The sequence below is a fragment of the Polaromonas sp. YR568 genome, assembly GCF_943372955.1.
Lineage (GTDB): Bacteria > Pseudomonadota > Gammaproteobacteria > Burkholderiales > Burkholderiaceae_C > Polaromonas.
On sequence record NZ_CALSAL010000008.1, the window covers coordinates 66401 to 81454 of the forward strand.

Here is a 15054-nt window from a genome sequence, read left to right on the forward strand (position 1 = left end):
CGAGGCTTCGCGGGCCATCGGCCGGTGCCGGACTGCGGGGCCTCCCGGGCCGGGTCAGGCTGCGCGGTAATGGCAAGCCGCGCGCCGATGGCTCACCGCGGGGTCACAGCGGCGCCCTGGCGCCAGCCGTCCATCAGCGCCGCCCATTGCGGGCGCGCCAGCGCCAGATGCCGTGCCTTGACATGACCATAGCCCTTGATGATCTCCGGAATCCGGGCAATGTCCAGCGCCACCGCGTGGTTGTCGGCGTTCAGGCCCGCCATCACTTCCTCCACGCTGGCCCGGTACTCGTCAATCAACGCGCGCTCCATGCGGCGCTCTTCGGTGCGGCCGAAGACGTCCAGCGCCGTGCCGCGCAAGCCCTTGAGGCGGGCCAACGCGCGGAATGCGGTCAGCATCCACGGACCGAATTGCTGTTTCTGCAGCTCGCCCCTGTCGTTTTTGGCGGCGATCAGCGGCGGCGCGAGGTGGTAGTTGAGCTTGAAGTCGCCCTCAAACAGGGCGCCCACTTTGTTCAGGAAGCTGGCATCGGTGTGCAGGCGGGCGACTTCGTACTCGTCCTTGTAGGCCATCAGTTTGAAGAGGTAGCGGGCCACCGCCTCGGTCAGCGCGGTTTTGCCCAGCGGGGCTTCGGCCAGCCGCACCTTCTCGACGAAGACCTGATAGATCTGGGCGTATGCGGCATTCTGGTAGGCCGTGAGGAACTCCACTCGCTTGGCCAGCATGTCGGCGAGCGCCGGGCGTTTGACGAACTCGATCACCTGGGCCGCCTTGAAGAGCGCCTGCACCGCAGCGAGGTCATGGGCGCAACGCCGGCCCCACTCGAACGCGGCCTTGTTGTTCTCGACCTGTACCGCATTGAGCTCGATGGCGCGCATCAACGCCGCGTGCGACAGCGGCACCCGGCCCTTCTGCCAGGCGTAGCCCAGCATCAGCGGGTTGGTGTAAATCGAGTCACCGATCAGCTGCACCGCCACCTGCTCGGCATCGAAGCTGCCCAGCAAGTCAGCGCCCACTGTTGCAGAGACTGCCGTATCGCAGTTGCCGCCCGGAAACTGCCAGCCCGGGTTGGTCACAAAAGCGGCCGTCGGCGTGCCATGCGAATTCATTGCCACATAGGTGCGGCCCGGCTGCATCACAGTCAGTGTGTACTTGCTGGCGGTGACGATGGGGTCGCAGCCGATCACCAGATCGGCCTTGGCGGTGTCGACCTTGGTGGTGTAAATCGCCTCGGGGCGGTTGGCGATCTGGATATGGCTCCAGGTCGCGCCGCCTTTCTGGGCCAGCCCACCAGCATCCTGCGTGACCACACCCTTGCCTTCAATGTGCGCCGCCATGCCCAGCAACTGGCCGATGGTGATGACGCCGGTGCCACCGACACCACCGACGACGATGCCCCAGGCGCTTTCGGCTACTGGCAGCGCCGGCTCGGGCACCGGCGGCATCAGCGCGCCGCCTTTGGCTTCTTTCTTCGGTTTCTTCAGCTGGCCACCCTCGACGGTGACGAAGCTGGGGCAGAAGCCTTTGACGCAGGAATAGTCCTTGTTGCAGCTGTTCTGGTTGATGCGGCGCTTGCGGCCGAATTCAGTTTCCAGGGGCTCCACCGACAGGCAGTTGGACTGCACGGAGCAATCCCCGCAGCCCTCGCACACCAGCTCATTGATGACGACCCGCTTTTCCGGGTCCACCATCGTGCCGCGCTTGCGGCGCCGGCGCTTTTCGGTCGCGCACGTCTGGTCGTAAATGATGGCGCTGGTGCCCTTGATCTCGCGGAACTCGCGCTGGATGCGGTCCAATTCGTCGCGGTGGTGCACCGTCACGCCTGGGAGCAGCGCCACCCCGTCGTACTTGCCCGGCTCGTCGGTCACGATCACCAACCTGACCGCGCCTTCGGCCAGCACGCTTTGCATGATCTGCAGCACCGAATGGCCTTCAGGCCGCTCGCCCACCTGCTGGCCACCCGTCATGGCCACCGCGTCGTTGTAGAGAATCTTGTAGGTGATGTTCACGCCGGAGGCAATCGCCTGGCGGATCGCCAGCAGGCCGCTGTGGAAGTAGGTGCCATCACCCAGATTGGCAAACACATGGAAGTCGGTGGTAAACGGCGCCTGCCCGACCCAGCTCACGCCCTCGCCGCCCATCTGGCTGAAGGTCGAGGTGCTGCGGTCCATCCAGGTGGCCATGTAGTGGCAGCCGATGCCGGCCACGGCGCGCGAGCCTTCGGGCACGCGGGTGCTGGTGTTGTGCGGGCAGCCACTGCAGAACCACGGCGCGCGCTCGCCGGTGTCGGCCTTGGCTTCAGCCAGCGCGCGTTCGCGGCCTTCAATGATGGCCAGGCGCTCGTCCATGCGCGCCACCACATCGGCCGGCACGCCCAGTTTTTTCAGCCGCTTGGCAATCGCTTTGGCGATGATGGCCGGCGTGAGGTCGGCCTTGGCGCGCAGCAGCCAGTGGTCGCTCGGGTTGGAGCGGCCCCACTCACCGCCGGACTGATCGCCCTCGGGCTCGTCGAACTTGCCCAGCACATTGGGCCGCACATCGGCGCGCCAGTTGTAGAGCTCTTCCTTGATCTGGTATTCAATGACCTGGCGCTTTTCCTCGACCACCAGAATTTCCTGCAGGCCTTCGGCGAATTCGCGGGTGATGGTGGCCTCCAGCGGCCACACCACATTGACCTTGTGCAGGCGGATGCCGAGCTGATGGCAGGTGTCTTCGTCGAGCCCGAGATCGGCCAGCGCCTGGCGCGTGTCGTTGAAGGCCTTGCCGCTGGCGATCAGACCAAAGCGGTCTTTCGGCCCGGCGATGACGTTGTAGTTGAGCTTGTTGGCGCGGATGTAGGCCAGAGCCGCGTACCACTTGAAATCCATCAGGCGCGCCTCCTGCTCCAGTGGCGGGTCGGGCCAGCGGATGTGCAGACCGCCGGGCGGCATCTGGAAATCTTCGGGGATGACGATCTTCACGCGGTCCGGGTCCACCAGCACCGAGCTGGACGACTCCACCACCTCCTGAATCGTTTTCATGCCCGACCAGACGCCGGAAAAGCGGCTCATCGCAAAGGCGTGCAGCCCCATGTCGAGGATGTCCTGCACATTCGACGGAAAGAACACCGGCAGGCCGCAGGCCTTGAAGATGTGGTCACTCTGGTGCGCCGCCGTCGAGCTTTTGGAGACATGGTCATCACCGGCAATCGCGATCACGCCGCCATGTTTGGCCGTGCCCGCCATGTTGGCGTGCTTGAACACATCGGAACAGCGGTCCACGCCTGGGCCCTTGCCGTACCAGATGCCGAAGACACCATCGAACTTCTTGGTCTGTGGGTACAAATCGAGCTGCTGCGTACCCCACACGGCTGTGGCGCCAAGTTCTTCATTGACGCCGGGCTGGAACACGATGTTCTGCGCAGCAAGGTGTTTTTTGGCGGCCCACAACGCCTGGTCATACCCACCGAGGGGCGAACCGCGGTAGCCGCTGATGAAGCCGCCGGTGTTCAACCCGGCCATCGCATCGCGCGTGCGCTGCAGCATCGGCAAGCGCACGAGGGCCTGCACACCGCTCATGAAAGCACGGCCATGCTCAAGGCTGTATTTGTCATCAAGCGTGACGGTTTCGAGTGCCTTGCGAATGTGCTCGGGAAGTGGCGCGTTCATGGTCTGTGTCTCCTGCGTGGGTAAAGCTGCCTTGTGGGCAGCGCAAATCGAGACTGTCGCCGGGTAGGGGACAGCCTCTAGAACTATGCAAAGTGTATGCCGCCGCGCCAGATATGTCTTTGCTTTCCATGCCCGTTTCCAGCTGTACAAAGAAAGAATCTTGCTGGAAAATTGACTTAATGGAAACATTAGACAAGTTTGACATCGCCATCCTGAATGAGCTGCAAACCGAAGCCCGGCTCACCAACACCGAGCTGGCCTCGCGTGTGGGGCTGTCGGCCGCGCCGTGCTGGCGCCGCGTGCGGGCGCTGGAGGAGGCCGGCTTCATCACCGGCTACCGCGCGGAAATCAACCGCCACAAGATCGGCCTGGGCGTGCTGGCCTTTGTGCGGCTGGACGCCGACCGCAACAGCGGCGACGCCACGCGCCAGCTGGAAGAGGCCATCAAGAAACTGCCGGAAATCGTCTCCTGTCACTACATCAGCGGCACCGGCACCTTTGAGCTGCAGGTGGTCGCGCAGGACCTCGAGGCCTTCAGCAAGTTTGCGCTGCAGAACCTGATCAACCTGCCGAATGTGAAAGACCTGCACACCAGCTTTTCGCTGGGCGAGGTCAAGGCCAGCAGCGCCTTGCCGCTGGGGCATCTGGCCCGCACCATCCTCTGACCACTGGAGAACACGCCATGACACACCGCCCGCTGGCCCTGCCTTCGGTGGCTCTCGCCGCGCTAGCCACCCTGATGCTGATGGCCAGTGCAGCCAGTGCACAGGGCTACGCCACCGCCCCGCCTGGCGCCGAGTCACTGCCGCTGCGCAACCTGCAGATCGAGGTGCGGCAGGTGCGGGGAAGCAGCCAGAGCGGCAGTCAGTTGCAGGCGCAGGGCGGTGTCACCCTGAGCCCCGGCCAGTCTGGCGCCAATGTGCAGATCAACGCGCAGGACAGCCAGCGCGACACCAACCGCGACCTCGTCCAACGGGTGCTGGTGCTCAACGGCCGCCAGGCGGCGATTCGCCTGGGCAATTCCGTCCCGCTGCGGCTGGTGCAAACAATTGTGCAGGGCGGGGTGCTGCGCGTCATTTCCGGCAGTGTGCTGGTCGATGCAAACAGCGGCTTTTCGGCACGCCCAGTCTGGCGTGGTGGCAACAGTGCCGAGCTGGAACTCGCGGCCGGGCAAAGCGCGCGGGGCGGCCCCGGCGCTTACCCACCGGGCGCAATCAGTTCCTCATCGACCGACACCGTGCTCTCGTTGCCGCTGGGCGAATGGGTGACGGTGGCCCAGTCTGACGATGCGCTCAGTGGCAGCAGCAACCAGCTGGGCGGCTCGGCGCAAAGCAGCGCACGCGAGGCCCTGCGGGTGGAAGTGCGGTTGTCGGTCCGCTAACGGACTTCCTCCAACTGCTGTCACTCACGAACACAGCGCGCCACCAGCGGCAGCGACGGGTACCTGAGCACCGCCTCACGGCCGCTCGCACCAAGACCGAATTCGGCACGCATGCGTGGATTGCTGTAGACCGATTGCTGCGGCCCCTGACCACCAGCATCGCGGTACAGCACGTCGTAGCCGCGTGTGCCTTCGAGCACCGCCGAGTCGTCGATGAAACGCGCCGTGAATTCAATGCCATGCTCACAGCGGTAGAGCGGCCCGGCCGAAGACTGGCTGGTACCCGCACATCCAGCCACAGCAGCCACACCCGCCACCATGGCCGCCGCCACCCAAGGCCGGGTTCGCGAGGGATTTGAGTGGCAGATGCGCAGTGTCGTCATCACGGGCTCCTCGGGTAAAGGCAGGCGGGGCCTATTTGGGCCACAGCACCCAGAGGCGCAGCGGCTGGTTCATGCGTGACGCAAACAGCCCTGCCTCGGCACCAGTGCCGGCAAAATAATCGGCACGCACCGCACCAACGATGGCGCTGCCAGTGTCCTGCGCAAACACCAGTTTCTGCAGAGTGCCCGCCGGGCCACGCGAGGCCAGCCACACCGGCGTGCCGTAGGGAATGCTGCCCGGGTCCACGGCAATCGAGCGACCCGGGGTCAGCGCCACACCCTGCGCGCCCCGGGGGCCAAACGTCGCGTCCAGGTCGCTGAGCGGCTGCTCCTGAAAGAAGGTGTAGCGCGGATTGCTCCACAGCATCTGCTGCACGCGCTGCGGGTTTCGTGCCGCCCACGCGCGGGTCGACTCGACCCACGGGGTGGCCATGCGCCCCTCACCCTGCTCCTGCAGCCACTGCACGACGCTGCGAAACGGCTGGTCGTTGGTGCCAGCGTAGGCCACGCGGATCAGCCGCTGCGAGCCATCCGGCTCGGTCACCGACAAGCGCCCTGAGCCCTGGATGTGCAGCGACATGACCTCCACCGGGTCGGCCAGCCAGGCGATCTCGCGACCCTTCAACGCAGCGCGCGCTTCGGCCGAGGTGTCGATCTCCTGGCGCGTGTACCAGGGCTTGCGGCTGCCCAGCGACGCGGGGGGCTGGTACAGCGGCACCTCAAAGCCGGGTGCCTGCTGGCGGCTGGCCTTGAGCAGCGGTTCGTAATAGCTGGTGAGCAGGCCGTCGGCCCCACCCGCCAGCGCTTCAACGCGGTAGGGCTGCAGGCGCGACAGCATCCAGCGGCGCTGTTCCTCGCCGCTCGCAATGCTCAGGCGCCGCACTTCGGCACACAGCGAGGCGAAGGTGACGCCCGGTCGCTCGCAGCTTTTCAGCCACGCGTTCCACGCTTCAAACAGCGCGTCTTCCTCGAAGCCCGGCAACTCGGCCCAGCGCACTGGCACCCAGCGGCTTTTGCTGCGCACCAGCGGCGCCGGCAGCGCTGCGCCATCGTCGGGCCGGACGGTGCTGAGGCCCGGATCGGACGTGGGGGCGCTGGTCGGCGGGGCGGGCGGCATCGCACACGAGGCCAGCAGCACGCCGGTGGCGATAATCAAGGCAGTCCGGAGCGATGCTGCGCGCATCACCGGCTGTCTGTTGTGGTTTGCTATCGGGAACAATGTCATGGTCTTGCTTTTGCTCGAAGCCCTGGGGGCGTTGCTGCTGCTGGTGTTCATTGTCTGGTGGACCATGTTCTCCGGTCGAAAAAATGGCGAGCTGAAAAACATTGATGCGCCGAACGACCCTGCCGCCAGCAACTCGCGGGATGAAGGGACCGACCGCAAGCCGTGAGACATCGCGCGGCCGCAGCACGGCGCCAGCGCTTCAAAGATTGCGTAACAGGTTGGCCAGCTCGACGGCAGACCGCACACCCATTTTCTCAAACACCCGGGCGCGGTGGACTTCCACCGTCCGCACGCTGATGTCGAGCTGGTCGGCCACCAGCTTGTTGGGCAGGCCTTCGACCACCAGCCGCATCACGTCGCGCTCCCGGTCAGTCAGCCCGGCCAGCCGCGTCTGTAGGCTGGTTGATTCGGTGTGCTGCGCCAGCGCGGATGCCGATTGGGCCAGTGCCTGCTCGATGCGGTCCACCAGCGCGTTGTCAGAGAACGGCTTCTCACAAAAATCAAATGCGCCGCGTTTGACTGCATCGACCGCCGTCGGCACATCGGCGTGGCCGGTCAGGAAGATCACCGGCAGCGTCGGCAGCAGGCCATAGCCGATGAGCTTTTCAAACATGGCCAAACCACTCAGCCCTGCCATGCGGACGTCGAGCAACACGCAGGACGGCGCCCGCACCTGGAATTGCCGCGAGACCACCGCATCGAAGGCCTCGGCGCTGTCAAAGCTCTCGCTCAGCAGCCGCCGTGAGCGCAACAGCCATGCGAGGGCGTCGCGCACGCTGGCGTCGTCATCAACGATATAAACCGTGGCGTTGTGGATCGGTTCCATGGTGCTGTCCTGCTTTCCCAATCGCGATGGTGTCTCAGTGATGCTCGATCTGCTCCGCCTCGGCGTGGATGGCCACCGGCAGCGTGAAACTGAACACCGTGCCCTGCGGCTGCGCCGGCTCGAAACCGAGGAAGCCGCCATGCTGCTCAATGACCGTGCGGCAGAGGCTCAGGCCCAGGCCCATGCCCTCTTCCTTGGTGGTGAAGAAGGGCGTGAACAACTGGTCAGCCACCGCCTCCGGAATGCCCTGACCGCTGTCGATCACCGCAAAATCAACCCAGCGGCTCTGTGCATTGGACGCCGCAGGCCGGATGCGCAGCGTCAGGATTTTCTCGCACCCGCTGCCCACGCCCGGGCCGGTGTCGGCAAAGTCGTCCATGCCCTGCATCGCCTGCATGCCGTTGCGTGACAGGTTGAGCAGCACCTGCTCGACCATGGTGCGATCACACAGCACCGGCTCGCAGGCATTGTCGATCTCGGTGACCACGCGCACGCCGAGCTTGCGCGCCTGCAGCGTCACCAGCGGCATGATGGCGTCGATCAGCGCCGCTGGCTCCACCGCCTCGCGCACCTGCTCGCGGCGGCGTACAAAGTCATGCACGCTCTTGATGACCTTGCCGGCACGCTCGGCCTGCTCGGCAATGCGCCGCATGGCGAGCTGCAGGTCCTCGGACAGCGGCGACAACTGGGTGCCCGCCGCCGTGCCGCCCTGTCCGTGGTTGGCGCTGTTTGCGAACCCGCTGCCCTCTTTGCCTTCCTTACCCTCTTCCATCTCGCCCTTCAGCAGATTGAGCGAGCCGGTGGCATAGCTTGAAATCGCGGCCAGGGGCTGGTTGAGTTCATGGCTGAGCAGCGAGGCCATCTCGCCGACCATGGCCAGACGCGCCGTGGCCTGCAGCCGGTCCTGACTGGCACGCGACAACTCCTCAATGCGCCGCTGCTCACTCACATCGAGGATGGCGCTCATCCAGCCGGTGTGCTTGCCCACCGCGTTGATCAGTGGCGCTTCCATGATGAGCACCGGAAAGCGTGTGCCGTCGCGCCGCATGAACACCGACTCATGGCCCTGCATGGGCGTCGGGTTCGGCGGACCAATACCCGACAGACGAATCTCCTGCCGCTGCTGGTACACCGCCGCCAGCTCGGGGGGCCAGTAGGGGGCCGGAAAGCGCTGGTTGAGCAGTTCCCTAGCTTCCACGCCGACCATCTTGCAGAAGGCCGGGTTGACATAGGTGATGCGCCCCTGCAGGTCGCGCGCCCGCAAGCCGGTAAGCACAGAATCCTCCATCGCCTTGCGGAAGGCCAGCGCCTCACCAAGGTCGTGCTCCACCTTTTGGCGCCGCCGCATGTCGCGGGCCAGCAGGAACAGCACGGCCAGCAGCGCCAGCGACATGGCCATGACCAGCGCCGTCAGCACATTGGGAAACAGCGCCGGCCGCGTGCGCCGGCTTTCCATGCGCAGGATCAGCGTGTTGCCAGGCAGGTCCAGCAGTTGCTGGGCCAGATAGATTTCGCTGCCGCGCAGCGGGACACCGTGCAGCGCCAGGCGTGTGCCGTCAGCCTCGGTGAACGACAGCGCGACACCGCGCGCCAGCTGCCGCCCGACCAGCTCGCTCAGCATGTCCTGCAGCGAATAGGTCGCCACCGTGAAGCCAGCCAGCCGCCCGGCCGCCATGACCGGTAGGCACATGTCCAGCACCTCCAGACCCAGACCATCGGCCTGCGGCAGAAAGTAACTGCTGGAGTAGGCCGCGCCGCTGAGCCGGCGCGCCGTGGTGCAGGTCAGGCCGATGTCGGCCAGCACACTCCGGCGACCCAGCCGCTCGAACACCGGCGCGCGGTAGGGGGTGCCGGCGGCGGCAACTTCCTGCAGCAGCTCGTCGCGCCATTCCACGCGCATGATCTCGCGGCGCTCCCGCAGCAGCTCTGCAGCGGCCATGCGCCAGGTCTCCGGTGTGCGCTCGATCGCCTGCAGCGCCTGCAGCGACTGGATGTTGCGGGTCAGGCCTGACCGGATGTCGGTCACCGTGTCGGCCGCATCGCGCTCCAGCCGGGTCTGCACCATGCTCGACTCGTAACGGCCCGACAGCCACACCAGAATCCCCAGCAGGGCCACCACCAGCGCGACCAGCAAGGCCCACAGCGTCCAGCGCCGGCTGGTCCAGTTGATGCCGCGAATCCAGGCCAATCCCATGCCAGGCCTCAGAGCACCCGGTGGCTCAGCGCCGGCAGGCGCCGGCGCGTGTCCTGCAGGCGAGCCGGTGACACCTCGGCCAGCACCACGCCAGCGCCTGTCGGCTGCTGCGCCAGCACCTCGCCCCATGGGTCGACCACCATGCTGTGGCCCCAGGTGGTGCGGCCGTTCTCGTGGGTACCACCCTGCGCGGCGGCCAACACATAGGCCATGTTCTCGATGGCGCGGGCCCGCAGCAGCACCTCCCAGTGCGCCTGGCCGGTGGTGTGGGTGAAAGCGCTGGGCACCAGCAGCAGGTCGCTGGCCAGCGCACGGTAGAGCTCCGGAAAACGCAGGTCGTAGCAGATGCTCATGCCGACCCGGTACACATGGCCGTCACGCGAGGGCAGATTGAAGCAAACCGGGCTGGCGCCTGCGTCCAGCACGCGCGTCTCGTCGTAGTCTTCGCGGCCCTGCGCAAAACGGAACAGGTGAATCTTGTCGTAGTGTGCGACGCACTCGCCAGCCGGATTGAAGGCCAGCGAGGTGTTGCGTGCGCGCTGCGGGTCGGCAGTGGCCGTGGGCAAGGTACCGCCCACAATCCACAGGCCCAGACGCCGCGCCGATTCGCTGAGGAACTCCTGGATCGGCCGCTTGCCCGCCCCCGCCTCGCGACCCTCCTGCCACTGGAGCTTGTCGGTGTCTTTCATGCCCATGATGCAGAAGTACTCGGGCAGCACCGCCAGTTCGGCGCCGGCTGCAACGGCCTGCTCAAGCAGCCCCTGGGCTGCGGCCAGATTGCGCGCAACGTCGGTGCCGGAAACCATCTGGATGGCGGCGACTTTCATGGTCAGCGTGTCTCCCCGGAAGGCGAGTCGGTCTTGTCGCTGGCCGCGGTGCGCTCCACCTTGGTCACCCGCGGGTCCGACCAGGTGCCATCGACCTGGAACTCCTGCGTTGCCGCCTGCATCAACGGGCGGCGCAGGAACATCTGCGCCAGAAAGCTGCCCAGGCCGATCGCCGGGTTGATGGCGGTGGCAATCAGCGAGGCGGTGCCGGCGTTGATCTCGGGCACCACCACCACCTTGAGGCTCTGCGTTTCCTTGGCGATGTCGGCGCTGCCCTCCATCAGCACGGCGGCGTTCACGCCGCGCATCTGCAGGTTGTTGGTGTAGGCGAGTCCCTGCTGGATGGAGACATCGCCGCGGACGAAGTCAAAGGCGAAGCCTTCGGAGAACACATCACGGAAATCAAGCGTCAGCCGCCTGGGCAGCGATTGCAGGCTGAGCACGCCCAACAGCTTGGCGATGCCCGGTTCGGCCTTGACGAACTGGCCGGACTCCATGTTCACATTGAACTGCCCGTTCAGCGTGGGGTAGTCGAGGTTCAGCGGCGAGCCAATCCACGCGATCTGGCCTTCAAGCTGCCCCTTGCCCCGGCGAATCACGTCGGCCATGCCGAAGCGCTTGAGCAGTTCGCCCGAGTCAGCGACTTCGAGCCGGAAACTCATCACCGTGCGGCGGCGATCTGCCGGCGACCGGGCACCGCGCACGGCAGTCGTCGGTATCTGTGCATTGATCGCCACCCAGTTGCCGGTGGCCGTGAGCACCGCTTCCGGCAGGATGATGTTGAACTTGTTGAGCCGCCATTCACGCACACCGTCGCGCGCAGCAGACGAGGCGCCACGGTTGACCGCATCGATCTCCACGCGGCCGAGTTTCTTGCCACGCAGTTCCAGGTCTTCCACCACGATGTCCAGTGCCGGGATGCTGGTGGGTTGCTCGTTGAGCAGGGCCTCCACGTCGCTCGCCGTGGTCGGCGCGAGGCTGAGGCGCGACAGGCGCGCATAAAGCCGACCAGCCCCGATGCCGCCAGGCTGGCGGTATTCGAGGTAGCCGTTGAGCTCGCTGGCATCGACGTTGGCGCGCCAGGTCAGACCCTCGCGCGAACCGCCGACCACCACGTTGTTCAGTGTGCGGCCCTCGACGACCAGCTCCTTCGCGCGGATGGCCATGGTGGTGGGCAGATAACCCAGCGCAGGACCGGCAGCGACACGGTTCACCGCCGCCGTGGTGGCTGCTGTGGAGCCCGTTGTAGTGCCTGTTGTCGGGGTCGCGGCAACGGGCTCTGCCAGCAGCTTCTGCCACACATCCAGATCAACCCGCGCCAGATTGACGCTGGCCGCCACGCCCGCCTCGGGCATCGGCACTGATTCGCCCGCCTCCAGGCCCACGCCAATGCTGCCGCGCGCCACCCGTGGCTCGTCGGTGCCCAGCGTACGGATGTAGTTGACGGCCGCCACACGCCCGAGCGTGACGGACACTTGATCCTGCAAGGCTTGTCCCGCAGCCATCGAGGCCGGCACCAGCGCGCTTTCAAACCGCAGCGGCAGCGCGGCCTCCGCCGTCTTGCCCAGCGGCGCGGGCAGGTCCAGCGCCAGGCCCTGCAAGGTGGACGACACCATCACCTCCGGCCGCCCGCGGCGGAAGGCCAGCGTGGCCGTGTACGGGGTGCTGCCCGTCGCACTGCGGGCCATGCGTGACAGCGCGCCCAGATCGGGCGCCTGCCGCAGGCCGTCGGCGGTGGCAGTGCCCTGCGCCCTGAAGCTCAGGGTCGGCGTGGCCGCCACACCCGGCCTGAGCGGCAGCGGCGGCGCCCGCATGCCACCGTCGATGCGCACATCACCGCCCAGCAGCCGGGCCTGAGCGCCAGCCACCGAGAACCCTTTTTCGGTGATCGCGATGCTGGCTTTGAGCCGCTGCAGCGGCGGGAAAGCGTCGGAGAACTGCACATCGTTGCCAGGCAGTTTGACGGTGCCTTCCACCTGCGTGCTGTCGATGTTGTTGATGGGCAGCGTGAGCTTGAAGCGGTAGTCCCCGGTGCCGGTGCCGGTAGCCTGGGCCAGCACCTCGCCGGTCAGTCCCGCCAGCGGGGAGGTGTTGACGAACCCGAAGGCTTCCGCGAGCGGGCCCTTGATGTCGGCATTCACCTCGACCGTGGCGTTGCGCATCAGGTCGGGAATGCGCGCATCGGCCTTGACCAGCTGCAGGCCCGGCAAGCCCACCACCTTGCCCGTCACGCCATTGATGTTGAGCGCCGCGCGCTGGAACACCAGTTCCCCCTGCAGGTCGCTCAGCGCGGGCCACGGTGCGGCGCCAGCCGGCTGGATGGCGCGAGGCACATACGCCAGCTGGCCATTGCGGATTTTTGCGCTGACCTTGAATTCGCCCTGCTGCGGGTTACTGAAGGGAATCTGGTCCACCGGCCCCTTGACCCGGAACTTCACATCGCTGAGGTCGCCCTGGCTGACCGCGTCGCGCACATAGTGGCGCACCGTGTCGGCCATCACCAGCGGCAGGTAGCGGTGCACCCGGTCACCCGCGCCGCGGCTGAGCGAGCCCTGCAGGTCCAGCACGCCCATCGCGTCCGGTCCGGCTGCCGCGCCGCTCGACGACCAGCTCACCTGCGCCTCGCCTTGCGCATCGGCGTTGGCGAACTTCAGGTCGCGCAATTGCACTTCGGTTTTTCCGTTGGCGCGCTTCCATTGCGCATTCACCGAGAGACGCTCCATGGCAATCACCGGGTCTTCAAAAATGCCCGGAAGCTCCAGCTTGCCGCTGGCCATGCTGATGCGCGCCTGGCCGCCTTGCTGCGTCACATCAAAATCCATGCTGGCACCGCTGAGGCCGGGCCGGCCCGTCACCGGGCTTGCGACTGTCGCTGGTCCGGCCGGCGCCGGCAGGGCCGCGAGGCTCAGGCCGGAAACGCGCCCCTTGGCGGTATAGGAAATGGGCGCCTGAAGCGCGCCCTGCCAGCGGGCATCAATGCTCTCCACCAGCCCGGCCGGTGCGAACGAGGCAATCCAGGTACGCGTCTGCGCGTCCAGCGGCAGGCGGTCGGCGATCTGCGCCAGTGCGGCCAAGTCCAGTCGGTCGGCTTTCAGCTCGGTGCGCGCCGCCACACTGCCCTGTGCCTCGGTGTGGCTGAGCTGCACATTGCCGCCGGGCCACTGCAGGCCGTCCCGGGTGCGGAAACTGAGCGCCTCGGTGTTGAAGTCAAAGCCGTCCGCGCGCTGGCCCCCGCCCACGCGCCCGGCCACGAAATCAAAAGCCAGTGGCTGCAGGCGCACACCCATCAGGGCGTCCACATCGCGCAGGGCCACGTCGGCGGTGCCGCCCACCCATTGGCCGTGCGCCACATCGATCCACGCACGCAGGGCGCCGGTGCCGCGGGACAGGTCCACGCCCAGCGTTTCCATGTTGGCGTAGGGCCGGGCCTGTGAGAAATCCAGCCGCTGAAAGTCACCGAAGATCTGGCCGCTCCAGCCGGAGAAGTCGCTGGCACGGGTATTGAGCAGGGACTGCCGGAAGATGCCGCGCACCGAAAACCGGTCACCCCATTCGGCCGGTGGCGTGGCATCAAGGCGCAGCAAATGGCGCTTGCGGCCATTGCGTGCGACGCCGTCCACGCCGGTCAACGCCAGCGTCGGCGCCTTCTTGAGCTCGTCGGTCCAGCGCACGGTGCCGCCGCGAATGACCAGCTCGTTCTGGGACAGCAGCCAGTCGGCTGCGGCGCTGCGGCCGCTGTCTGCATCCTCGGACACGTCCAACCCGCCGACATGGATTTTCCCGTCCGCACCGCGGCGGATGTCCAGCTCCGGCCGGTCCAGATGAATCTGCTCAAACCCCAGACCCAGCAATGAGGCGGGTGACACCGCCCCCAGCAGGCGCGGCAGCCGCAGAGCCTCGCGGCCCTGTGCATCCAGAAAGGTCACATCGCTCAGCTCAAAGGTGGGGATCATGCCCACCGATTCGGCGCGGATGGCGCCGATACGCACCGGCACACCCACCGCCTTGCTGGCCTCGAGTTCCAGCCTCGGACGGAATTCCTCGATTCGCGGCACAATCCAGCCATGCAGCACCCCCAAGCCGATGCCGAACAGCACCCAGGCAGCAACCACCAGCCACAGCGCCAGGCGCATGAGTCCGCCCAGCCATCGGAGACGGCTCGCGGACACGGCGGACGGACGGGTGGGTGCGGACTGCATTGACACTGGAATTATGACTGCCGGCCTCAATCGCGCCCTGCATGCCCCGATGAAGTTTTGTGAATCATTGTGATGACCGCCGCTTCCGCCGACAGCCTTCTGAACCCGCCCGCGCCTGACACCGCAGGCTCCTCTGTGGCCCCCGCTGCCATGGCACCCGCAGCGCTGGCCTCCGACTACTCCCGCTTCATCCAGCGCATCCGCCGCCGCTACACCGCCGAAACGCCGCTGCTGGCAGACGGCGCACCCGTGCGCGCCTCCATGCAGGCCATGCTCGACGCCTTGCTGGCCCGGGGCCTGGAAGCCGGTGCCGCGATGCGCGTGCTGCGCCAGGTGGTGATGGAGCGGCTGGTGGCCATGGACTGTGATGGG

The 15054-nt window shown here is 66.5% G+C and carries 10 protein-coding genes; 3 read left to right on the forward strand and 7 right to left on the reverse strand.

The window, feature by feature from the left end; translation table 11 throughout:
- Positions 1–92: 92 nt before the first annotated feature.
- A complete protein-coding gene (locus AAG793_RS14995; RefSeq protein WP_341909592.1) occupies positions 93–3647 on the reverse strand; it encodes an indolepyruvate ferredoxin oxidoreductase family protein in 3555 nt (1184 codons plus the stop codon).
- 179 nt (positions 3648–3826) lie between these two features.
- Between AAG793_RS14995 and AAG793_RS15000 the strand changes: the two genes are divergently transcribed.
- Together AAG793_RS15000 and AAG793_RS15005 are read left to right on the forward strand one after the other, a co-directional pair.
- Positions 3827–4312, forward strand: coding sequence for an Lrp/AsnC family transcriptional regulator (locus AAG793_RS15000; protein WP_341909594.1), 486 nt, complete (start codon positions 3827–3829; stop codon positions 4310–4312).
- A gap of 17 nt (positions 4313–4329) precedes the next feature.
- Positions 4330–5028 carry a hypothetical protein gene (locus tag AAG793_RS15005; RefSeq protein ID WP_341909595.1) on the forward strand — a complete coding sequence of 233 codons (699 nt, stop codon included), beginning with the start codon at positions 4330–4332 and terminating at the stop codon, positions 5026–5028.
- A 20-nt stretch (positions 5029–5048) separates the two neighbouring features.
- Here the strand turns inward: AAG793_RS15005 and AAG793_RS15010 are convergent, their stop codons facing one another.
- The 6 genes from AAG793_RS15010 to AAG793_RS15035 form a co-directional block, all read right to left on the reverse strand.
- Positions 5049–5411 (reverse strand): hypothetical protein, encoded by a 363-nt coding sequence (locus AAG793_RS15010; RefSeq protein ID WP_341909597.1) that lies wholly within the window; start codon positions 5409–5411, stop codon positions 5049–5051.
- Between the two features lie 31 nt (positions 5412–5442).
- Complete coding sequence (locus tag AAG793_RS15015) at positions 5443–6702, reverse strand: MltA domain-containing protein (RefSeq protein WP_341909599.1); 1260 nt, start codon at positions 6700–6702, stop codon at positions 5443–5445.
- Between the two features lie 133 nt (positions 6703–6835).
- On the reverse strand, positions 6836–7462 hold the full coding sequence (locus tag AAG793_RS15020; protein WP_341909602.1) for a response regulator: 627 nt from the start codon (positions 7460–7462) through the stop codon (positions 6836–6838).
- A gap of 34 nt (positions 7463–7496) precedes the next feature.
- Positions 7497–9656, reverse strand: coding sequence for an ATP-binding protein (locus tag AAG793_RS15025; RefSeq protein ID WP_341909604.1), 2160 nt, complete (start codon positions 9654–9656; stop codon positions 7497–7499).
- An 8-nt stretch (positions 9657–9664) separates the two neighbouring features.
- Complete coding sequence (locus AAG793_RS15030) at positions 9665–10483, reverse strand: carbon-nitrogen hydrolase family protein (RefSeq protein WP_341909606.1); 819 nt, start codon at positions 10481–10483, stop codon at positions 9665–9667.
- A gap of 2 nt (positions 10484–10485) precedes the next feature.
- Positions 10486–14652 carry a YhdP family protein gene (locus tag AAG793_RS15035; protein WP_341909608.1) on the reverse strand — a complete coding sequence of 1389 codons (4167 nt, stop codon included), beginning with the start codon at positions 14650–14652 and terminating at the stop codon, positions 10486–10488.
- A 102-nt stretch (positions 14653–14754) separates the two neighbouring features.
- Between AAG793_RS15035 and AAG793_RS15040 the strand changes: the two genes are divergently transcribed.
- A partial coding sequence (locus tag AAG793_RS15040; protein ID WP_341909610.1) for a hypothetical protein occupies positions 14755–15054 on the forward strand: 300 nt, incomplete at its 3' end.

Excerpts from the sequence above, each read along its gene's own strand:
- AAG793_RS14995 (WP_341909592.1), bottom strand. The coding sequence starts at position 3,647 with ATGAACGCGCCACTTCCCGAGCACATTCGCAAGGCACTCGAAACCGTC.
- AAG793_RS15000 (WP_341909594.1), top strand. The coding sequence starts at position 3,827 with ATGGAAACATTAGACAAGTTTGACATCGCCATCCTGAATGAGCTGCAA.
- AAG793_RS15005 (WP_341909595.1), top strand. The coding sequence starts at position 4,330 with ATGACACACCGCCCGCTGGCCCTGCCTTCGGTGGCTCTCGCCGCGCTA.
- AAG793_RS15010 (WP_341909597.1), bottom strand. The coding sequence starts at position 5,411 with ATGACGACACTGCGCATCTGCCACTCAAATCCCTCGCGAACCCGGCCT.
- AAG793_RS15015 (WP_341909599.1), bottom strand. The coding sequence starts at position 6,702 with ATGGTCCACCAGACAATGAACACCAGCAGCAGCAACGCCCCCAGGGCT.
- AAG793_RS15020 (WP_341909602.1), bottom strand. The coding sequence starts at position 7,462 with ATGGAACCGATCCACAACGCCACGGTTTATATCGTTGATGACGACGCC.
- AAG793_RS15025 (WP_341909604.1), bottom strand. The coding sequence starts at position 9,656 with ATGGGATTGGCCTGGATTCGCGGCATCAACTGGACCAGCCGGCGCTGG.
- AAG793_RS15030 (WP_341909606.1), bottom strand. The coding sequence starts at position 10,483 with ATGAAAGTCGCCGCCATCCAGATGGTTTCCGGCACCGACGTTGCGCGC.